Here is a 23,217-nt window from a genome sequence, read left to right as displayed (position 1 = left end):
CATCGTCAATAAAACCAATAAAATTTACTTATTTATTTTCAATATAATTTTATCTTTTAAACCACTGTGTCTGACTGTTTTTATTTTTAGTGATTGGATAAATGCTTGAACATCAACAAGTAAACTAACCGCTGTTTTAGCACGGGTAATCGCAGTATAAATAAGTTCCTGACTTAAAAGCTTTGTTGCCGCCGAATCCAGAACAACAGCAGTATGACTAAACTCTGAGCCCTGGGATTTATGAATCGTCAAAGCAAAAGCTGTCTGAATATTTTTGGGTAAGCGTGCTGCACTAACCCACTTATCTAAACTTGGAAAATAAACTTCAAACTGTCCTGATTGAGTTCGATGTTTAAAGCAAATCCCGATATCACCATTGGAAAGACCTAGCTGATAATCGTTATAGCTCATCATCACAGGACGCCCAATATACCAATCTCCCTGTTTAACCAGACGTGGTAACCTTTGAAACAACACTTTCTCCATCTCATGATTTAAGCTTTCCAGTCCAAAAGCACCATGATGAATTGCAGTTAAAATTCGATATTGATCAAATGCTTTAACCACATCCTTATGTTTTTCAGTAAAATCTTCCGTATTTAAATAACTTTGTAGTACATCAAAATAATTTAAAAATCCATAACTCAATTTTTGGTAATATTCGGGTAAATCTGAAATTTTGATTGTCTCTGGAAGGTATTCAAGCTGAATGATGTCTGACATCTCGGGTTGAATAACAATAGGTTCAATATCCGAAGGAACAACAACCTGCACACCAAAGTTTGTGAGTAGTTCAGTCGTATCTGGCAAAGAATTTTCAGACTGCTGAATAAACTTTGCCATTTTCCCAATCAATGCTCCCTCTTTAAATCTCCGACTCGTCAATAGATTTACCCTGTTTTCTTGCAAAGCAGGGACTTCACCGAGATCAGCCAATACAGAACCAACATCAACAGAAGCTAACTGATGTGCATCTCCCAACAAAATGAGCCGACAATTTTCTGGTACAGCATTGAAAAGCAACGTTGCCAGATTCAAATCCAGCATGGAAGCTTCATCAATTACAATCACATCAAATGGTAATTGCTGTTTAGCATGAAAGCGTGGTTTTTGCTGATGACCTAAGCCCAACAAACGATGGATAGTCAAGGTTTCCTGATTTTTTAAACGATCAGAAACCAGCCCCATTTCATTCAATTTAGGATCATCAAAAGAATTTTGTAATGCTTCTTTCATACGCTGTGCAGCCTTTCCCGTTGGAGCAGCCATAGCAATTCGTATATCAGGTATTGCCTGATTCAATACAGCAATGATCCGGGCAAGTGTATAAGTCTTTCCTGTACCAGGTCCACCTGTAATAATATTCAAAGCGTGCTTTGCCACCATATTCATTGCAGACTTTTGGTGCTGGTCTTCAAGTAAATGCTCAAATCCTGAGATATCAATTGCTGGTATTCTCTGTAATTTTAATCGGGCAACCTGAGTTGCAAGACTCTGTTCTAAATGCCAATAACGGTATAGATATAAATATTTATCATCATATACAAATGGTGCAACTGTTGTTTCAGCAATTGTGTCCGCAATCACATGACTTTCTAGCACATTAATATTTTTATTTTCGCGTTCGATACAGCTATCACCATTTAGCATTGCCATCAAAATTTCTTGTATCAGTTCAAGTGCTTGATCATGCGATTTTTCACTATGTGGATAACCCTTTAAAATGTAATCACTCCATGTCTGTATCCATTCCGGGATCTGACTTTCAAGTTGCTGTATATTTTCCACACACTTATCCTCAGAGTTATCTACAACGTTTTCAACATATTTATCCACAAACTAACACTTTAATTTTAAATAACTTCACTCAAATATTCATATAACTTCACTCATTTTATCCTCATGCAAATATCCTAAAACTGCATCAAGTCTCAAGATGAATTCAGTTTCGGGTTTCCAGTAAAAATATCCTTGATCAGGCTGGGTATTCATCCCTCTCAAATATAAATATGTTGCTCCACCCAAATCCCGTTCTATCTGGTAATCAGCTAACTGAACTTTTAAATAGCGATGCAAAGCAACCAGATATAATGCAGCTTGTAACCAATAACTAGAATGTGACATGCTGGCTTTGATTTCTTCAGATGTATAGTTAAGCTGATCTGTACCTAAAAAATTACTTTTATAATCAGCGATATGATATTGATGTCCATCATAAAACAATAAATCGATTGAGCCATTCAAATAGCGTGCAGAGAAACTTTCCTTAAAATCAGGCATATCAATGCCATACTCATCAAAAAGCTGATGAATCCGTTGTGTTGCCAGAACACGGTCTGACAGTGCCAAATAAAATGGAAACTCAGCTAGACGTTGGTTGTTGTCGAGTTGATTTAAGCAAAAATCATTTTGAATCGGCGTAGTTAAAATATCCTGTAGCCAAGATGCAACAAGTGAGATCAAATGTTCTTCCACCTGTTGCTCTTCTGGAAAAGCTGACTGATATTTTTCAATCAATTCATTCCAAAGTGCAGGATAGGTATTTTTAAATCGTCGATGAATTTCAACATGCCAGTTTTTGGAGTCTTGAAAATCAATATGCTCAAAAATTTCATGTAAAAAATTCCCTGCCATAGTCCCCATAGGAAAATTTGCTTTGATCCAGTCTATAGGTTGGGTAACATTTTCAATGATCGGTATATCCAGATTGATTTCATCTTCAGCACTTTCCATCGTATAGTTTGCTTCGGCTAAAGCATCCTGAATTTGACGGCGAGTTAAATGCTGGGCAAGGTAACTAAAACTGGTTTTTCCTCGTGGATAAAAGCGTTCAACTGGAAATGTCCTGGCATATAATTCTGTATAATGTTCCAGCTTTTGAGATTCAATTTTTTGTGGTCGCTCAAGTAATAATGCCTCATGACAGCTATAATCATGTACAAACCCGCCTGCTACATTTTTCCAGAATGCCAATGCTGTATTTGACTTACCCTCAAGATCACTCATCATGGCGTATACTCGATAGCTGGCGCGTGTGAGTGCAACGTACCAGAGACGATGCTGTTCTGCTGCGGCCCGCTCATTATGCTGCTGTATGTCCTCAGGCTTTAAGGTATTTTTATCATTAACTGCGACTATCCGCTGAACTTCATTTTTTCCTGATGATGGATTGTGTTGCTGCACAGTTGAAAAGTTCAGGGTTTTATTTTTTTCACTAAATGCAGCATCTGCTCCCAATAAAAATACAAACTTAAACTCAAGCCCTTTAGACTGGTGAATCGTCATCAGTTGAACACCAGCCTCACTGGACAGTTTTCTCTCTAACTCCCAATCACGTTCACTCGGAGACTGTAACTGTTTCAGATACCAGTGATACAGATTTTGCGCACCCTGATAATGTTCACTATGTTGTGATAGAACTTCTGTCAAATGGCGAAGATTCACCACAGCACGTTCATTATCACGACTAGACTTCTCGACCAGTTTTCGCCAGATCTGAAACTCATTTAAACAGCTTTGCCATGCTGATAAAAAACCCTGTTGTAACCAGAGTTCTCTAATCTCATCAAATTTTGCAATATAGTGGCTTAAACCATCTGCATGTGACTCCAGATCTAACAACTGCTGCAAATCAAAGCCTAATAAACGGCTCAATAATGCTCTTTTAATTTTTGCTTCATCAAATGGATGCAATATTGCTGTCAATACAGCCCCTACATCTTTAGCAATCTGATGATCAAAAACACTCTTTTTCGCAGGACGGTTGACCCGTATACCCAAGCTTTCCAAAGCACGTTGAGCATTATCCAGTCCTGCATGATTTTTCGATAAAATCGCAATATCACTTTCATCTAAACTACGTTTTCCTGATTTCTCAGTAAAATACAGTTGACCTGAGACACTCTGATTTAAAAGTTCTCTGATTTTCCATGCAACCTGTTCTGCTTCAGTATTTTTGTCAGTGAGGTATATCCAACGCAAAGGAAAAGGATTGATATTGCCATGATCGATCAAATCTGGATGTGACCTAGGACCTGCCTGAACAGGTGTGTAAAAAACTTGCTCACCAAAATCAGGTTGTCTTTGAAATAAAGCATCAACAACCTCAACCATAGGCTTGACTGAACGATGGTTATAAACCAGATTATAAGCGTGACCTTCTTTGCCAAATACATCCTGATGAGCTTTCAAGAAAGTTAACATATCACCACCGCGAAAGCCGTAAATCGCCTGTTTACGATCTCCGACCATGATCATGCAACCTGCCTTGACACGACTTGGATGTCGCCAAATTTGCGCCAGCATATCATCTTGATCTTGGTTGGTATCCTGAAACTCATCCACCAGTATCAGAGGGTAACGTGCATGTACAAATGCAGCGAAACGTTGCCCTTGTTCATTTTGCAGGGCTTCAGAGAGTGTACGGATCTGTTGGGAAAATGTCGTTTCACCCTTTTGCTGCAACACTTGTGGCAAACGTTTTTTCACTTCTTTGGCAATATAAAATTTTAAATAGCTATCAACCGCATCCAACTGATTTTCAAAAGATTGAATAAACGGAAATAGTTGAACTAACTTTTTAATAAATACATGTTGGTAAAACTGATGCTGAGTATCTTCACTCGCTGCTTTTTTAAAAATCTGCTCTTCATTCAACACCTTGATCAAGGTCGCCAAGTCTTCTTTTGCTTGGGACAAATTCTGGCTCAAATAACCCTGACTACCAAATTCCTTGATATTTTGAATAATGAGCGGAAGGCTTTTAGTAAAAATACGGTTGAATCTTCCATTTCTAAATTTTGTCCCATTGATATTTTTATAATATGCGCCATCCAGTAAATAATAGGGTTCCAGGTTTTTTAATTCTACGACATCAATCTCTGCCAACTGTAATATAGCCTGTTCAAATGTTTGTATATCCAATGCTGTAAACTGTGGTTCTACAAAGCTGGCAGAGGCAAAATTCAGGCTTTGCTCCACAGTATCGGCATAATAATCAACATCGCGCAGAACTCCAGTAAAAACCAAATGACTGATCACATCTTGTGGTTGTGATTGAATCCACTCACGTAAAATGTCATGAATAAGCTGTAAAGTATATTTTTTTGCATCTTCGGTAATTTCTGCACGTTCAATTTTGCCACTTTCAAAAGCAAACTCTCGAAGTAATTTTTGACTAAAACTGTCCAGCGTTCCAACAAAAAGCTCATCCAGCTGATCAATCACCAGTTTTAATCGTTCACAGGCATATGCAACACGTGTAGCAAAAACTGTTAATACTTTTGCAAATAAAGGATCAGACTCTTGTGCTGCCTGATTTAAATTTTCCTGCTCTGTCTGCTCTCGTTTAGTATCAAAATAACGATATGTTTCAATCAATCTGGCACGTATTCTGGCTTTTAGCTCAGCGGCGGCAGCCCGAGTGAATGTCGTTGCAATCACCTGTTTCGGTAAATATTGTTCAAGTAAAATGCGTACCATCAAACTTGATAGTGTATAGGTTTTACCTGTTCCAGCAGATGCTTCAATCCAGTGTAGCCCTGAAAAATGCATGTCTGAAATCGGTTGAATAGACACTTTATCTTGACTCATGTCTTATTCCTCAGGCACGTACTGATATTGATAAATAGGCTGATATAAAGCATATGAAAATGCATCACAGGCATGTTGTAACAGTGCTCTTGCATCCTGTTCCTGTAAAATAAACTGCCAATCGCGGTGATGTTTACTCCACTCCATATCCTGCAAGGAATAATTTAAATAGGCATCACTTTTGTCCCATTCCTTGATCAGATCATTAAAGTTTTGGATGTGCTGATGCCCATGCTCATCCATTTCCCATTCAAGACTCTTGCCCTTTTCTGCAAGTTGTAACAATAATGCTGCAGGCAAAACCAGAGGTTGTTTTTGCGCATATTCATAAGCCTTAAACCATGCAGACAGATACTGTTGCGCTTGCTTTGAGGTCAAGCCTTCACTAATGACCGTATGATCACTAAAAATTGCAATACGTCTTAACTTTGCAGATTGTTCATCATCCAGATTTAAATAAGCAAGCCAAATTAAATATTCTAGCCAAGCTTTAGTTCTGCGCTTAGCACGACTGCTAGAGGCATCTACACTGATCCAATCCTGATCAGGATTTTTAGGTACAATAATATTTAAAGTTAAATCATCAGTATATCGCCACTGCCTTTGGGTAATCTGGGTTACCTCAGTTGCATATAAATGCAATCTGGATTGCAAAGCTTGTTGCTCTACCAGACTCATTCGTAAAGCCGCTGGTCTGACTTTGCCTACAGGAAGCTGGTCTTCCAGCTGCCTTTCCATAATAGTTGTATTGGATATTTCATTTGCGTTCTGTAAGAAATCTCGAATGTTATAACGCCCCAAACCATCCAGAACCAATGGTTCATTCTGTATAGGTAAATCATTTGGACTTAAATTTTCTACCCCTAGTGTTTTTAGATATAAACGTGCAGGAAATGTAATATCTAAAATCCATTGCCCAGCATCGAGTACATTGATCTGTTCCTGATTTGTAGCATAAAGCGTGTTCACCCAGGCTTCACGTTGCCCATTTTGTTGTCTTATTTGTGACGCAATGGTAAACCACTGATCCTGATAACGTACAATTTCATTTGATTCAAACCCAACTGGATCAAATGGCTGTAATGGGTGTAAATGATAAAGGTTCACAATCTGGGCTGGAACTTCTATCCCCTCTAAAGACACTCGCTGGTCTATGATTACATCCTCATCGTCAGATCGGCTAATCAAAGCAATGTGATTGATCAGCTCCTGAAGAACACTTGATGGTTCACGAACTTCACCATCATTCACATCGAAGCCATTATAGAATAACCATAAATTTTCCTGAGCCAGTAATAATGCATCAAGAAACGCTCCCTGATCATCTTCCAAACGAGAACGATCACCTAACTGAGGACGTAACAATTGCATTAAATCAAAAGGTAAATGCTGATTGCGACTTGGAAACTTACCGCTATCCAGATTTAACATGACAATCAATTTGTAAGGGATAGGTCGTATTTGCCCAATCTGGCTAAAAGTGATCTGTCCTGTTGGTATAGCCTGTTCAATCTGACTGTCTAGAGTATTTTGAATTTCCTGCAACAAATAAGGTAAAGGTAAATGAATATATTTAAGATCACCTTGCCCCTGATTTTCATAATTATAAGAAAGTGTCAGCATCCGTTCCTGCTTTTTTACAATCTCACGAACAGTTTTTAATGATTCAACCCCAGCCTGTTCAAACTCGGAAATATCATCAAATAATTGTTTAATCCAGCTTTCTGTCGAACGAGGTGCAGGATATATTTCATGCCAAATCAACCAGTTCTGACGTGCTGAAAAATCCTTATAAATATCAATCAACTTTGCAATCAATTCAAAATCACTTGGCAACACCGAATCATAACTTAAGGTATCTTCAAAAACAGCATGTTCAGGTATGGCAATGCCTAATGCCAAACGATCCAGCGCATATTTAAAGCTAAAGCGAAAATCTTCGTCATTTTCACTTAAACTCTGTTTTAAATGTTCAGGATTTAAACCACGCTTAAAACCCGCATTGACCAACAGTTGAACCATTCTTTGTGATGCAGAAACATCAAGTGCATAACGAAGTTGTGTAGCACTGAGATTAAGCCAGTCTGCAAAATCTTCTACTGTAAATCGACCTTGTACCAGTTGTATACGCCCCAAAATAGCACGCCAGGCATTATTGGCATCCAGTTGAGTCACACCTGCGATTTTTACAGGCAAATGCACTCCTTGAGCATTGCCAGAACTCGGAAATACACTACGAATCAGGGGTTCGATTTCTTTTAAATTTGGAACAAGAACTAAAACATCATGAGGTTTATGCGAGTGATCAACAGTATTTTTAGATAACCAATGGATCAACTGCTCTTTTAGAACTTCAAGCTGACGCTGTGTAGAATGGCAGACATGAATTTGTATTGAATCATCCTGTTTTTTTAATGAATATGCATGCGGTTCTGGCTCGACCAGATACAAAATATCAGACTGTAATTTACCAAGTAAATGTTCAGGGAACTCATCAACAAAAGCATCAACCCATTGCCCTTCTTCACCAGAAGAAAGATGAGACAAAATGGAAAAATGATCACGCGCCTGTTTACCAAAACGGGTTAAAAGTGGATGACGAGACTCACGTATTTCCGCATTAAAATTTAAGGTGAACTCTTGAAAAAATTGATCAATTTCCTGATCTGATGCATTGGGGTTTTTAGCAATAAAACGTTCTTTCACCCCTAAATCGTACTGTTTCTTCCAGTTCGGGTCGACACTGTCAGCCCAATACTCCTGAGAAGGGTTATAATGCAAAATCAGAACTTCTATATACTGCCCTAAACGACGTAGAAAATGTAACTGGCTAGGTGGCAAATCTAGAACGGTAAAAATGACCACTTGTTTAGGGAGTTGTTTTAGCGCTTGAACCTGAGTATCTGGATGATCCAGCATTTGCCAAAATTCTCGATCAATATTTTGAATTTCCAAATAATCCTGATGAAAACTCTGTTGCCAGAGCCAACGCTGCCAAGACTCCAAAGCCTGTGCCTGATTTAAATGAAATGCTGAAACGTCAGAATTGGTTTTAAAAAATAAGTTTTCTATATCCAGCGCCTGATTTTGCCCCCAGCGACTTAACCAGTTGGTAGCACAATGGCAATCTCCCTCGCATTTCTTTGTGCACTCTCCACGATAAATCATATAGTTACTAAACAATTTAGAAACTTGCTCTGCCACCCAATACAACATACTTTGTTTTTTTTGTTGTTTTTCCAGGCCTTGCTCTAACCGGTCTGCACTATCATAAATCCGTTGAATAATCGAAAATAATGGATGTTCTGCTGCCAGATCAAAATGTTCAGCTTCAATAAATGGTTTCAGAGTTTGATAAATTCTCCATTTCATGATCAAACGTGGAATATTCGCCTTACGTACTTTATCCTTATTTTCCAGAACTTGTTGATAGGCATACCATTGAAAACCACGGATACGCTGGTGAAATAGCGTATTTGCACTAATTCCCTGAATCTCGGAAATCTTCTGGGTAAGCCATTCCTGTACTGCGGGACTTGGGACAATAAAATGCTGTGTCTTTAAAACATCGAAAGGATGAGAGGATGGTGTTGCGATACTTTGCAAAACACCTTGAACCAGCACATCAATCCGCTGGCTTTGAATTACATGAATCCCCATATACCCTCAGCTTTTATTAGAACCAGTGCACAAAAAAATAAAGAAAGATTACTATACATCTCAAACAGACTATGTCACTTTTACACAAGATGGAATGTTTAATGCACTTCAATTTACACTGTCTATTGGAAATGTGCATAATCAAAAATATTATAACGAGTTTGAAAACAGGTACTTTATGAAAATTGATAAACTGCCAGAATCAATTGATCCAAGTTTGAATTTAGAACAAGTCCGAGAAGAATGTTTAAACATGGTCAAAAAACGTGCCTATGTTTCAGCAGGCGCTGCAATCATTCCGATTCCTTTTTTTGATGTGGTCATTGACGTCGGTATTTTATCTATTCTAATTCCCGAAATTAGTGCCAGATTTGGTTTAGCACCAGATCAAATTACAGTATATGATCCTAAAACCAAAGAAATTCACTGGAGTGAACTGCGTAAACGTGGATTTGAGTTTTCAGGTTTTGTTGTTGCTCGTACTGCTGTTAAAAAAACATTGGATAATGTTGCAACCAAAGTCATCACCAAACAAGTGACCAAATTTATTCCTATAGGTGGTCAAATTGTTGCTGCAGGTATGGGCTACATCGTGATGAAGAAAGTCGCAGAAGCCCATGTTGAAGAATGTTATAAACTGGCTAAACAGATTCAAAATAAACAAAGCTTAAAAATTGTCAGTTAAGGTTTAACTGACAATCTACAGAGGCAGATTAATCTGCCTCTAATTGTTTTAAAATACTTCTTAATACTTCCAGCCGCGCAGTGTATTTGTCATTCGTTGAAATCACATGCCACGGTGCATAAGATGTGCTGGTTCTTTGCAGCATATCAGCAGCAGCATCCAGATAATCATCCCAATGCTCACGATTACGCCAATCATCAGGTGTAATTTTATATTGTTTATATGGCAATTCCTCACGTGATTTAAAACGTGCTTCTTGCTCATCTTTACTAATCGCTAACCAGAACTTGATCACCACGGTCTTACTATTATTCAAATTTTTTTCAAAACGATTAATTTCTTCGTAAGCCCGTTGCCATTCAACCTCTGATGCAAATCCTTCAATACGTTCAACCAGAACCCGTCCGTACCAGCTCCGATCAAAAATAGAAATGGTTTCCTCATTTAATTTAGTCCAAAAACGCCATAAATAGGGGCGTGCCAACTCAAATTTTTCTGGTGCGGAAATAGGAAAAATACCATATTCACGGGGGTCAAGCTTTTTCACGATACGCTTAATAGAACCACCTTTTCCTGCTGCATCCATCCCTTCAAAAGCGAGTACAACTTGTCGTCCATCAAAACGGAGTGCTTCTGCAACTTTTGCAGTCAGCTTTTTCATTTCTTCTTTATAAACATCTTTATCGGTCTTTTCATTAGATGGATTGAGCAACTGTTCCGGAACTTCGGCTTGTTGCCATTCCAATATTGATTGAGTTGGATGTACTGGCAACTCTTTCAAATGCTTTAAAATATACTGCGCAAACTGTTGATCACGAGCTTCTTCACTTTCACAGTCAACCAGATACCAGTCATCTGTAAACCTTTTACGTAACTTTTGCACAGCATCGTATTGCTTTTTATTTCGCCAATCCAGACCATGTAATTTATGCCAGCATTGCTCAGAAGGATCCATTTTATCCAAGCGCTTTTGCAGTGATTTCCAAGACAAATCAAACCAGACCTTGATAACATCAACATGATTATTTTTCAAATCTTGCTCAAACTCTTGCATATCTTTGATATAAGCATCGAACGAAGTGTCGTCCATAGGTTCAGATTCATTCAATGCTGTCGCAAGTAAATCACTATACCAGTTACTGAACATCACCAACATTTCCCCCTCAGCAGGGATATCCCGAGCATAAGGCTGCCAGAAAGTTCTGTTTGCAGTAAATAAATAAGCTGGATCAGCTTTTACATGTAAATAGCGAGGGTCAACCCATTCCCGTAATTGTTTTACGGCCTCACCTTTACCAGCGAGTTCAATGCCACTGACTAAAATGACCAGACTTTTTGCATTTTCTTTTCCTCGAGAGTCCTTTAACGCATATTGTGCCTCGATGAGTTCCACACTTAATTGTTCAGGATCAATTAATTTAAAAGTGTCATTCTTTTCAGACATTTTTTTCTCTTTTTTTATCAACTTTTCAACAGTATAAACAGGATTTTAAAAACAGCCTGTTGAATTTATGTCTATATTTTCTCATTTTCATACTCAACTGACGTTTTTTTAGCAATTTAAACACATTTTCGTCATAGCCCTTCAGTATAAGTATTACTATGCTCCTCATATGTATATCTGATTTTGAGTTACCCGATGTCAAAGCTCGCCCAACTTGATCAACTTTTAGAACAATATAAACAACTAAACTATCATCAAGACCCTGTACTTAATCAACGTTTACGTGAGGTACAAAGTTGGCTTAAACAACGTATCCAGCATACCCATCAGGATTTTTTCCAGCAACCTCGCCATGAATTGATGGCACAATATTTTATGAACAGGTTATATGGAGGACCTGATTTTGATCCTCTAGCTATACAAATTGAACGTCTCCTAAAATACGCGCATAAAGCCGAAAAAATTATCCCGGAAAATGCGATCAGAACAGGTCTGAAATCTGTAGGGTTAGCTTTACTCGCCATGCAACTGGATGAAGAAGTCGCCCAACAACTGTTAAAAGACTATCCAGCCAATACGCCACTCAATGACGAAATCATGCGTCAGACCTTTATCAAACTAGATCAGGCAGATGCTCGCTATAAGCAGCTTGACTTACTGGATGAATTGGGCGAAAGTCTAGATAAATATATGCGTTCCTTTATCATGTATACTGCTTTTAAAATGTGTAAAGGTGCAGCTCATAAATATAATTTCGATTTAATGTATGAATTTATTGGGGAGGGTTTCGTAGCAATGAAACCTCTAAAATCTGCAGCACAATTTATAAAAACATTTACAGTTGAAGAACGCCGTATTGTTAACAATGTTCATTCTGGAAAAGAAAACCCTTTTAGAGTTTGAACTTTATTCTGGATAATATTTAGCCACAGAAAATGAAGTCCGACAATTTTTTTTATTTTCTGTATATTATTCATATTAAATGCATGATGACCGCTGAAAAACTGACTAGAATCTGTCATCATGCAATAATTGCGAGATTTTTCTTATTTTGTGTTCAGGAGTGACTCATGTCTAATGAAAACCAAAAGCCTTCCCAACCTAAAGGTTTGGCAACTAAAACAGACACTACAAGTCCTTTCTTATCTGAACCATTACCACAAGGTGCTCCTCAAGGTCAGCAACAATCACTACAACATGCTGCTACAGACTCTTCGGTTTCTGGTGCCATTCCTAAATACAATTTACCTAAAGGTGCGAACACTGGTAATGTCGGTGCAACAACCCACTTTGGTTATCAAACGATAAACAGTGAAGAAAAAGCGCAAAAAGTGGCAGAAGTATTTCACTCTGTAGCGAGTAAATACGACATTATGAATGACCTGATGTCATTTGGTATCCACCGCTTATGGAAACGCTTTGCAATCAACATGTCTGGTGTACGTCGTGGTCAACATGTTCTGGATATTGCTGGTGGTACTGGTGACTTAGCTAAAGTCTTTAGTCGTGAAGTCGGACCTCAAGGTCATGTCGTCCTTTCTGATATCAATGAGTCTATGTTAAACGTTGGTCGAGACCGCCTGATTGATGCTGGTTGTACCAATGTTGATTTCGTTTTAGCAAATGCAGAAACACTAGAACCTTTTGCAGACAATAGTTTCGACCTCGTCACAATCAGTTTCGGTCTTCGCAATGTCACAGACAAAGATGCCGCTCTTGAAGCAATGTATCGTGTACTTAAACCAGGTGGTCGCTTACTTATTTTAGAGTTTTCCAAACCTGTTTTTGAACCATTTTCAAAACTTTACGACTTATACTCTTTCACAGCTTTACCAATCATGGGTAAAATTGTGGCGAATGATTCAGAAAGCTATAAATATTTGGCTGAATCCATTCGCATGCATCCAGACCAACGTACACTAAAAGGGATGATGGAACACGCTGGTTTCCAAAACTGTGACTACCACAATCTGACAGGTGGGATTGTTGCCGTGCATCGTGGTTTTAAACTATAAGGTTTCTCCCTATGTGGTCGATTCTTGCACTTGGTGCAGTTGAACGAATCATTCATCATATTATTGATCTGGATGCAATTACTCGCGTTCAGCTTAATCAATTACAAGGCAAAATGCTGCGTGTCGTGATCGACTCGCCACAGCTTTCTGTAGATATATTCTTTGATGAAAATAAAGTTCGGCTCGAACCAACCGTTACAGGACAAAATGAAAATCAGCACTCCATTTTCGAACAGCGTCCTTTCGATAAAAATAACTTGATCACTGATGCCACAGCGACCTTACATGTCAAAAATATCGTGGCACTTCTGAAATTATTGTTGGCTGATGATATAGGAAATATCCCCCTCGAAGGTGATTATCACCTGTTACAGGATATCCAGCACATTATCCAGCAAGCTGAGCCCGATCTGGCATCACATCTTAGCCCATGGATTGGTCCCGCATTGGCGCATGAAATTGGCAAAATCCAGCTCGCACCCAAACATATAAAACGCTCTCTTCAAAGCCATGCTTTCTTTGCAGAAGATTTTCTCAAAGAAGATAGTGGCTTATTTGCCCCACGCTGGCAAATGGATGACTTAAATAAAGAAACACGAAAACTCAACCAAGAAGTTGACCGACTTGAAGCTAAAGTGAAAGCACTTCAAGCCAAGCTCAACCCGGTTCAAGATTAGGTAATAATTTTATGATTCCGCATATTACACGTTTACTTGAACTCTGGCGTATTGCTGCGCACTATAGACTTGACACGTTAGTCCCTGCGGAAGAATTACCGATCAAAGCTCGGCATGCATTGAGTTTAATACGAATGCATCCAGCAGCATGGTCTAGTCGTGAACGCAAGAATCCTCTAAAGCTCAAACAAGCTTTAGAAGATATGGGACCTCTTGCAATCAAACTTGGTCAACTACTTTCTACCCGACGTGACTTGATTCCACCTGAAATTCTTTCTCAGTTGGTTTTATTACAAGATCGTGTTAAACCTTACGATGTTGATGTTCTGAAAACACGTATTCAGCAGTCATTAAAAGCAGATGTAAACACACTTTTCGCCCGTTTTGATGAGCAGCCACTTGCTGCTGCATCTATTGCTCAAGTACATACAGCAGCATTACATGATGGCCGTGAAGTTATTGTAAAAGTTACACGTCCAAATATTCGTAGTCAGATTTTACAGGACTTTGAAATCCTGACATGGTTAGGCAATACCTTAGAAAATCGCATTGAAGCCGCACGGGCCTTACATTTAAATGAAATCATTCAAGACTATCGTCAAATCATTTTAAATGAACTGGATTTAAGCCTAGAAGCGGATAATACCCGTCGTATGCGCCATTATTTTACAGGCTCCAGCATGATGTATGTTCCAGAAGTATATATGGACAGTACTGATGTGATGGTCGCTGAGCGCATTACGGGCGTCCCGATTTCTGATACTGAAACTTTCGACCGTTTGGGAATGGATCGTGCATTACTTGCAGAACGTGGATTAACAATATTCTTTACTCAAGTCTTTCGCGACAATTTTTTCCATGCTGATATGCATCCGGGTAATGTCTTTGTCGAGACTATCAACCCAAGTAATCCGCGCTTTATTGCTCTGGATTGTGCAATCATGGGAGAGCTTTCCAAACAGGATCAAATGACTGTTGCGCGTATGTTGCTTGCTGTAATGAATAGCAACTTTATGCAACTCATCCAGATCGTACATCAGGCCGGATGGATTCCACCAGGCACAGATCAGGATGCTTTAGCTCGTGAAATGCGTCGGACTGTAGGTCCTATGGTATCAAAACCAATGGATCAACTTGACTTTGCAGGTATTTTGCTACAAGTCATGGATATTGCCCGTCGTTTTCATTTGGAAATCCCACCACAACTCATGTTGTTACTCAAAACATTGGTTCATGTCGAAGGGTTAGGTACAGATTTATATCCGCAGTTAGATATCTGGAAACTAGCCAAACCTATTTTGACAGAATGGGTTAAATCCAACATGAATCCAGTCAAGAATCTAAAAGAAATCGGTCAGCAAGTACCTGATCTGCTATTAGGTGCACAGGATTTACCAAGTTTAATGATTGACAGTTTGAATGGGTTGAAAAATCAATCTGCCTGGCATGATAAGCAACTCAGAGAATTACAAAGTTTACGTATGCAAATCGAGACCCAGCAACGTAGTAACTGGATTTTTGGTAGTATGATTGCAATTCTTTTATCCATTGCAATTATTGCACCTTGGTTTGTTTCGGTTATTTTAATTATATTGGCTGGATTTGTGTCGCTTTGGCGAGTGATGAAATAATTGCATTAAACAGTTTCAGTAAACTTTGATCAATCTGTCGTTATAATTGATAAAGCGGCAGATTTTTATTGACTTCTCAGTCACATCTCGATATTTCACGCCATTGTCCATTTGCAGTTCCCAAATACAATAACAAGCATCTCTGCATTTGTTAATTGATTGACCATGACGCAAATTCTTAAAAAACATCCTTCTAGCCTAAATATCAAAGCTGGAAATCTTGCGAAAAAATTGATTTTGAACGATGGATTACGTCCTGCTCAGGTAGATGTTATTCCTGGTGCAGCTGGTGGTCCCAAAGGTATTGGTATTCAAGGTCTAGATCAGGCAATTTTTGGAGATTTTCTAGAAAGAGAAAAAATACACAGAACAGTTATTGGCTCTTCAATTGGAAGCTGGAGATTTGCCAGTATTTTGGCCTGGGGAGCAAAACAAGGTACTGAACGCTTGGCAGAGCTTTACACCAACCTGTATTTTCAAAAAAATATAACAGCTCAAGAAGTCAGTGATATTTGTAGAAATATGCTACAGGGGCTTATTCAGGGTAAAGAAAACCACATATTGAATCACCCTGATTATCATCTGACAGTTCTAGCTGTAAAATCACAGAACCTGATGCAAAGCGATAAGAAACTGGCACTTGCAGCAGCAATCCTAGGCATCATCGGTACAAATGCAATATCACGCCCCAAAAGTGGCTTATTCATGCAACGGGTTGTTGCCCAGCCAGAAAATGGACAACAGTTTAAAATAGCAGATGATGGTTTTCACACTCATTATTTTCCGTTACTCGAAAATAACGTGGAAGACTGGCTCATGGCTTCGGCGTCTATTCCATTTGCAATGTCTGGGATTTCAAACATTCAGGGAGCACCCAATGGTGTTTATCGGGATGGCGGATTGATTGATTATCACATAGACCTGCCATATCAAAGTAAAGGCATTGTACTTTATCCTCATTTTACCGATCACATCACACCAGGATGGTTTGATAAATTAGTAAAATGGCGTAAAGCGAACTCCAGTAACCAAGACCGTACTTTACTCATTTCTCCTTCACAAGAATTTCTTAAGACATTGCCTTTAGGTCGTTTACCTGACCGAAATGATTTTGTAGAAAAAGGACTGGACCAGAAAAAACGTATTCAAATCTGGAATCAATGTATTGCTGAAAGCCAGCGTATGGGGGATGAGTTTTTAGAGCTGGTCGAAAAGCAAAGACTTAGTGAAGTCATACAGGATTTGTAAAATCATCCCATTGAAAATGTGATTCCTGATATTGGGCATGGATGCCTTGGTGTTTATATTATTCTGGACAAAATAGTCCTCGAAAAATATATTAAATTAGTTGATAAATAACTTAAAAAGCTGTACGAATCCATAGAAAATAAGAATAATGCGACAATGAAATTATCTGCTACATTATTAAGCTATTAAAGACTTTAATAATAAATATGAAAACACCGCATTTTGCCATAATTGGAGCTGGAACAGCTGGTTTAGCCACAGCCATTTTATTAGCTCGACAAAATATCAGAGTCACTATTTTTGAAAAAGTCAGCAAACTCGAACCCGTAGGTGCTGGGCTATTATTACAACCCTCTGGTTTAGCAGTATTTGAGCATTTGGGTATCTTGGATCATGCGCTCAAATTAGGTGCTTATGTTACAGGGTTAGAAGGCCAGCTTGCAGATGGTAGACTTTTGATCAACAGTCATTATAAACAGGCACATCAACATTATTTTGGTCTTGGAATTCATCGCTCAACCTTATGCCATGTATTGCAAACTGGTTTGGAGCAATATTCCGATTTGGTGAGTTGGCGCTTCAATCATTCAATTGAAAATATTCAGGAACAATTACAGGAAGTCAGAATATCAGGTTTATATGGGGACTTGAAGTTTGAAACGCGTTTTGATGCTGCAATTATTGCCAATGGTGCTCGGAGCACCCTAAGACCGAAACCATGGGTCAAAATTGATAAAGCATACCCATGGGGTGCTGTGTGGAATATTGTTCCAGAGTGTCTCTCTTTAAATCCACAGATTTTGCATCAATTCTATGATCGCTCTCAAATCATGATGGGGATTATGCCCACTGGAGCTATTCCAGATGAACCGACTCAACGACTTTCCAGTGTTTTCTGGAGCTTACCAGCCAATGATCTAAAAACCTTTTTGACTCATGAAAATACAAAAAAAGGACTGGTTAAACGATGTCGCAAAACGCTGGAAACCAGCCGCGGACTGGTTAGAAAGCGTTCTAGAGCACAATAAATACAATCAACAATGGCTTTCTGCTGAATATCGTGATGTTGTTATGTCTAAATTTGGTCAAGGCCGTATAGGTGTCATTGGTGATGCCGCTCATGCAATGAGTCCGCAGCTTGGGCAAGGAGCGAATATGGCACTCCTTGATGCTTGGGCACTTGGTCAAGCCGCCGCCCAAGCCAGAAAGCATGAACAAATTGATTTCGTAAAACTATGGAAAAATTATCATTCAACTCGTCAATCATCTACCAATTTTTATCAATTTTTGAGCAGACTTTTAACACCACTTTACCAGTCTCATCATTTTTGGGCAGGTCCTTTACGGGATATTACATTTACATGGATGTATCGTATTCCATATTTTCGTAAAGAAATGGCTATCACTATCTCAGGGCTTAAAACAGGTATGTTTACGCAACTTAATTTTGCTGAAATAGCAACATCACCCCATAAAGAGCGTGAATATTTATCTTTCCATGATGCCAAAATTGACTAAAGAATATTTCCCGAAAAGTGACCGAATACCGTAAACTATAAAACAAGTACGCAATGCGTATTTGATATTTTCCGTATGTAATCAAATTTGGTGAAATTCTCATGAATAATCTGCGATGGCTCGATGAAGTAAAATTTAACGAACAAGGTTTAATCCCTGCCATTGCTCAACATCATCAAACTGGTCGTATCTTGATGGTCGCCTGGATGAATCGTGAAGCATTAGCACTGACTGCCGAAAAAAAGCAGGCTGTTTATTATTCACGTTCTCGCCAAAAGCTTTGGCACAAAGGTGAAGAGTCTGGGCATTTTCAAACGGTCTATGAAATTCGTCTAGACTGTGATGCTGATGTAATTGTGCTACAAATTGAACAACATGGAGGCATTGCCTGCCATACAGGTCGTGAATCATGTTTTTATCGTAAGCTGACTGAAAGTGGTTGGGAAATCGTTGATGCCCAGCTCAAAGATCCAAACCAGATTTATGGTGGAAAATCACAAAATCACCATACCCAAGTCATGTCTACCTCCACAGCTAAATCAGAACAAGTGGATGTCCTGACTTATCTAGGTCAAATGATGGCGGAACGTAAATCGGCAGATCCTGACTCCTCCTATGTCGCTAAGCTTTACCACAAAGGCATCAATAAAATTTTAGAAAAAATTGGTGAAGAAAGCTTTGAAACAGTCATTGCTGCGAAGGATTTTGATAAGGAGAAATCTGAAGATAATCGAAATGATCTAGTCTATGAGGTTGCTGATGTCTGGTTCCATAGTATCGTCATGCTCGGTTATTTTGATATTGACCCTCAGGTTGTTTTAAATGAATTGGCTCGTCGTCAAGGACTGTCAGGTCTGGTTGAAAAAGCCAATCGTGAACACTGATTTAAAAATCAAATCAAAAAAATCCCCTGATTAATCAGGGGATTTTTTATCTCTTAAAAACTCTAAGAAGATTTCTTTTCAATTGATGGTGCAATAGGATCAGCGGTGATATAACCCACTGCTGCACCAAAACGATAATTATATTCTTTATCAATAAAATCTTTGACTTGATCTTTTACTTTGACGTGTAAATCATTCCAGTCACCTGCATGCTGGAAATTACTCATGATATAAGTCCAGCCATTGATTGAGTCCACAGCATGCAAACCTGTTGATTCTGCAGCAGCTGGACAAGATAAAATACGATCTAATGCTCCAGAGTCAACGTTATAAGCCCACAAGTAATTATTGACATGGTTACCACTATCTTCACCAATAAATAATGTACGTAATGTTTCTGAGAATTTTAAGTTATCGGCGCTGGCAATATTGTTTGGATCCGAGGTATTTCCAATATCTAATGGATCTTCATTAACCTTAATATCTTTACCAATTAATAGCATATGGCTTTGATGTGGAACCCATTCACTGTTAATTAATGTGCCTGTTGAATCGCTTTGTCCTTTGTCTAGATCATGTGCCATGATCCCACCTGCTGAAATTTTCTTTGCAAATGTAACATTGGCAGCCGCATTCCAAGCAGCATTATCTTTCACCATTGAATCCTGAATATTAGCTAAAGCTGAATACGCCACCTTATCTTTGATATTGACAGTCGTACCTTCCATTTTAGTAAATGCCATACTTGCACCTTTAAGTGCAGCATAACGATGCGTTTCTAGGAAAGCTGCTGCTGTTTCCATTCCAGGCTTTACTTTTAACCAAAGAGTTTTTTTACTTAAAATAACTTTAGTATAACTGGCATCTTGTGGATCAGTCGTTAAACTTTCCATAATATCTTCGGGCTTGATCTTTTTATTATTAACTAAGCTATCGATTTCCTGGCTAGTTGCATGACCAAGCCTGATCCATTGGATTTTACCAGTAGTAGTTTCAGCTAACGTTGTCGTATATTTTGCAGCATATAATGTTCCTGCTGAAAGATCTTTTTCTTTATCAGCAACAAACATAAAGAATGCACCATTAGTATAGTCATCCCCCATGATCGCTGTGCGATTATCAGGCATAACCTGAATTAATTCATGTGAAATACGACCTAGACAATAATGCTTTTTCGCTGTACCAGTACCATCTGCATTCACGATAATTTCAGGTAAATGACCATAATTATACGGATTTGCTTCATTTTCATTTCCATATAAATTTTTACTATAAGCTTTGAGAGTAGCTAAATCAGTACCAATACCTTGACCAAATGCATCTGGCTCATATTCTTCACTAGATAAATGAGTTCCCCATGGTGAAAGACTTGCTCCGCATGTAATCCATAAGCCATGTACTTTAGACATATCAACGTTGTGGTATCTTCTGAGCTCTAAATGACCTGTTTTAGGATCTTGATCCAGTGCCAAAATTGCAATTGGAGATGGTAATTTTCCATACATATCGTTACCACCTTGGTCACGGGTTGTATATTCAAATTGAACCACATGAAAAACTGGATTTCCTGTTACCCCCAATGCTTTTTTATCTGCATCTGTGAAATCTTTACCTGTTGCTTGTTTAAAGCTAATCAAAGAGCTTCCATCTGGGCAATCAGAAAAAAATTGACGAACATTCGATGGCAAAGAATTATCCATAATCGGGTTGTTTTGAATATCATAATAGCCACCCGCAATAATTTTTCCACCACCCAGTTTGTCAACTGATTTACCGGTTTGAAAAAAGGTTTTATAACCTAATGTATACGGAGTAGTCGAACCATCCTCCCAAGTTACATTCAGCTTAGATGTCACTGTTGTAGTTGCAATGGCAGCCCATTCACCATTCTTCGGAGCATTCATTGATGTAAATGTCGCTGATTTTAGTTTTGCAGGTTTAATTGGCGGAGTAACAACAATATCCTTATCATCATTGCAACCGACTAAAGCTGCTGATGTTGCCATAGCCCCAAGTGGTAAAAAAGGAATACTGGCTAACCATTTTATAACTTCACGGCGTGTATGTTGGTTGGCTGAATTCGTCATAAGAATTGTCCATTTGCTTTGTATTTAGAAATTTACTCCGCAGATTCTAGAAAGCACGCATGACATTTAAGTTACACTTTTAGGTCAGTTTAAAGACAAAAACTTAACAGCGAAGACAAAATCAGCAATATCATCAAGATAAAAAATTGTGATTTACTATTTTTATACGGGATTAGGGGTACATGATTTAAAACCCCGCTTCGATTATATTTTTGCTATACTCATTTCCTCAAAATTAACTTTTATTTTTAGATTTTTTTATACTGTGCCCAATTCTTTCACACCAACTACAGAACAAAGTTTTGCTATTGCACAAGCACAAAAGGGTGAATCATTTAAGGTGATTGCCTATGCGGGCACAGGTAAAACCACAACTTTACAGTTAATCAGTGATGCTATGCCCCATCGGCGTGGTATGTATCTGGCATTTAATAAAGCCATCGCCTCAGAAGCACAAAATAAATTTCATCGAAATGTAGACTGTCGAACTTTCCACTCACTGGCTTTTCGTAGCGTTCCACGTGGAGTAACTGACAAATTACGTCTTCCACGCTTAAGCCCGAGCTTTATTGCTAAAGAATACCGTTTAGAACCGATTACTCTCAGGCGGATGATGGGGGGGCGTTATGAGAAATATGTCCTGATGCCAAGCCGTTTGGCAAGTCTAGTAGCAAACGCAGTTAGTTATTTTTGTTCTACCAGCTCAGCGTACCCTGCCCCTCGTCATATTCAAGCACCAAGCTGGTTACATCCAGATGATGTCGAATCTTTGCAAAATCATCTATATCGGGCAGTAGAAAGACGCTGGCTTGAATCCATCGACCCCAATCATCAAGCGGGTATTGGACATGATATTTACTTAAAGCTATGGGCACTATCAGACCCCTTTATTCCAGCAGATTATGTTTTATTTGATGAAGCCCAAGATGCTGACCCACTCATGTTGGGAATTTTGCTTAAACAGCGAAGTACCCAGGTCATCTATGTTGGTGATGCTCATCAACAAATCTATGCATGGCGTGGTGCAATCAATGCCATGCAACAAATGCCTCTACCAGAGTCACGTTTAACCACTTCATTCCGTTTTGGTGATGCTATTGCCGATGTTGCCAATTATCTACTTGGTGCTCTAGATGAAAATGTTCCTCTCATGGGCAATCCTGACATGAAATCCAGTGTAGTCAACAAACCACATACAAAAATGCGTGATGCCATTTTATGTCGTACCAATGCCCGTGCCATGGAATTATTACTTTCTGGTCTAGTACAGGGAGATAAAGTCAGTCTACAAGCGGATCATGTTAAATTGAACCGTTTTGTCGATGCTGCGAGTCTGCTTAAACAAGGTAAACGTGTCACTGACGTTCCAGAGTTGGCATGGTTTAATTCCTGGCATGATGTACATGAATACTGTGAAACCAATGATGGCAGTGATATTAAACCACTAGTCAAACTGGTTGATGATCATGGAACTGACCCACTCAAAAAGGCACTTGCCAAAATCACACCAATTGATCAAGCAGATTATGTGATTTCAACAGCGCATAAAGCCAAAGGACTAGAATGGGACCGTGTTCATTTAGAAGATGACTATCAATTTAAAATAAATGGTTTAGAACATAAAATTACTGATGAAGAGTTACGATTATTATACGTTGCCTGTACTCGTGCTAAAGTAAGCTTAAATATTCACCATATCTATGACTTGATTCAACAACTCAAAGTCAAAAAACCAATCAAAAATAAAGTTTCAGCATAAAACTACAACTGCAAACA

At 38.7% G+C, this 23,217-nt stretch carries 13 protein-coding genes and 1 pseudogene; 9 read left to right on the top strand and 5 right to left on the bottom strand.

The window, feature by feature from the left end; translation table 11 throughout:
- Positions 1 to 24: 24 nt before the first annotated feature.
- The 3 genes from recD to KPC_RS00190 form a co-directional block, all read right to left on the bottom strand.
- On the bottom strand, positions 25 to 1,788 hold the full coding sequence (gene recD / locus KPC_RS00200) for an exodeoxyribonuclease V subunit alpha (RefSeq protein WP_213065866.1): 1,764 nt from the start codon (positions 1,786 to 1,788) through the stop codon (positions 25 to 27).
- Between the two features lie 87 nt (positions 1,789 to 1,875).
- Positions 1,876 to 5,592, bottom strand: a complete 3,717-nt coding sequence (locus tag KPC_RS00195) for a UvrD-helicase domain-containing protein (protein WP_121972435.1) — start codon at positions 5,590 to 5,592, stop codon at positions 1,876 to 1,878.
- Positions 5,593 to 5,595: 3 nt separating this feature from the next.
- Entirely contained in the window at positions 5,596 to 9,252 is a 3,657-nt protein-coding gene (locus KPC_RS00190; protein WP_121972434.1) for an exodeoxyribonuclease V subunit gamma, read from the bottom strand.
- Positions 9,253 to 9,430: 178 nt separating this feature from the next.
- Between KPC_RS00190 and KPC_RS00185 the strand changes: the two genes are divergently transcribed.
- Positions 9,431 to 9,937 (top strand): hypothetical protein, encoded by a 507-nt coding sequence (locus KPC_RS00185; protein ID WP_121972439.1) that lies wholly within the window; start codon positions 9,431 to 9,433, stop codon positions 9,935 to 9,937.
- Positions 9,938 to 9,965: 28 nt separating this feature from the next.
- Here the strand turns inward: KPC_RS00185 and pap are convergent, their stop codons facing one another.
- Positions 9,966 to 11,381, bottom strand: coding sequence for a polyphosphate:AMP phosphotransferase (gene pap / locus KPC_RS00180; protein WP_121972433.1), 1,416 nt, complete (start codon positions 11,379 to 11,381; stop codon positions 9,966 to 9,968).
- Positions 11,382 to 11,576: 195 nt separating this feature from the next.
- On the opposite strand from pap, the gene KPC_RS00175 reads away from it, so the two are divergent.
- From KPC_RS00175 to hisIE, 7 genes and pseudogenes are all read left to right on the top strand, one after another.
- Positions 11,577 to 12,284 (top strand): FFLEELY motif protein, encoded by a 708-nt coding sequence (locus KPC_RS00175; protein ID WP_121972432.1) that lies wholly within the window; start codon positions 11,577 to 11,579, stop codon positions 12,282 to 12,284.
- 167 nt (positions 12,285 to 12,451) lie between these two features.
- A complete protein-coding gene (gene ubiE / locus KPC_RS00170) occupies positions 12,452 to 13,396 on the top strand; it encodes a bifunctional demethylmenaquinone methyltransferase/2-methoxy-6-polyprenyl-1,4-benzoquinol methylase UbiE (RefSeq protein WP_121972431.1) in 945 nt (314 codons plus the stop codon).
- Positions 13,397 to 13,407: 11 nt separating this feature from the next.
- On the top strand, positions 13,408 to 14,073 hold the full coding sequence (locus tag KPC_RS00165) for a ubiquinone biosynthesis accessory factor UbiJ (protein WP_121972430.1): 666 nt from the start codon (positions 13,408 to 13,410) through the stop codon (positions 14,071 to 14,073).
- Positions 14,074 to 14,084: 11 nt separating this feature from the next.
- Positions 14,085 to 15,704, top strand: a complete 1,620-nt coding sequence (locus KPC_RS00160; protein WP_121972429.1) for an ABC1 kinase family protein — start codon at positions 14,085 to 14,087, stop codon at positions 15,702 to 15,704.
- Positions 15,705 to 15,869: 165 nt separating this feature from the next.
- Positions 15,870 to 16,952, top strand: coding sequence for a patatin-like phospholipase domain-containing protein (locus KPC_RS00155; protein WP_121972428.1), 1,083 nt, complete (start codon positions 15,870 to 15,872; stop codon positions 16,950 to 16,952).
- A gap of 206 nt (positions 16,953 to 17,158) precedes the next feature.
- Positions 17,159 to 18,470, top strand: a pseudogene (locus KPC_RS00150) (FAD-dependent oxidoreductase).
- A 101-nt stretch (positions 18,471 to 18,571) separates the two neighbouring features.
- Positions 18,572 to 19,354 (top strand): bifunctional phosphoribosyl-AMP cyclohydrolase/phosphoribosyl-ATP diphosphatase HisIE, encoded by a 783-nt coding sequence (gene hisIE, locus KPC_RS00145; protein ID WP_121972427.1) that lies wholly within the window; start codon positions 18,572 to 18,574, stop codon positions 19,352 to 19,354.
- A gap of 62 nt (positions 19,355 to 19,416) precedes the next feature.
- Here the strand turns inward: hisIE and KPC_RS00140 are convergent, their stop codons facing one another.
- On the bottom strand, positions 19,417 to 21,441 hold the full coding sequence (locus KPC_RS00140) for a PhoX family protein (RefSeq protein ID WP_121972426.1): 2,025 nt from the start codon (positions 21,439 to 21,441) through the stop codon (positions 19,417 to 19,419).
- Between the two features lie 265 nt (positions 21,442 to 21,706).
- On the opposite strand from KPC_RS00140, the gene KPC_RS00135 reads away from it, so the two are divergent.
- A complete protein-coding gene (locus KPC_RS00135) occupies positions 21,707 to 23,200 on the top strand; it encodes a UvrD-helicase domain-containing protein (RefSeq protein ID WP_121972438.1) in 1,494 nt (497 codons plus the stop codon).
- Positions 23,201 to 23,217 lie beyond the last annotated feature (17 nt).

The sequence above is a fragment of the Acinetobacter stercoris genome, from assembly GCF_900323515.1.
GTDB classification, from domain to species: Bacteria; Pseudomonadota; Gammaproteobacteria; order Pseudomonadales; family Moraxellaceae; genus Acinetobacter; species Acinetobacter stercoris.
Note: the sequence above shows the minus strand (reverse complement) of the source record. Positions and strands in the feature narration are given on the sequence as shown.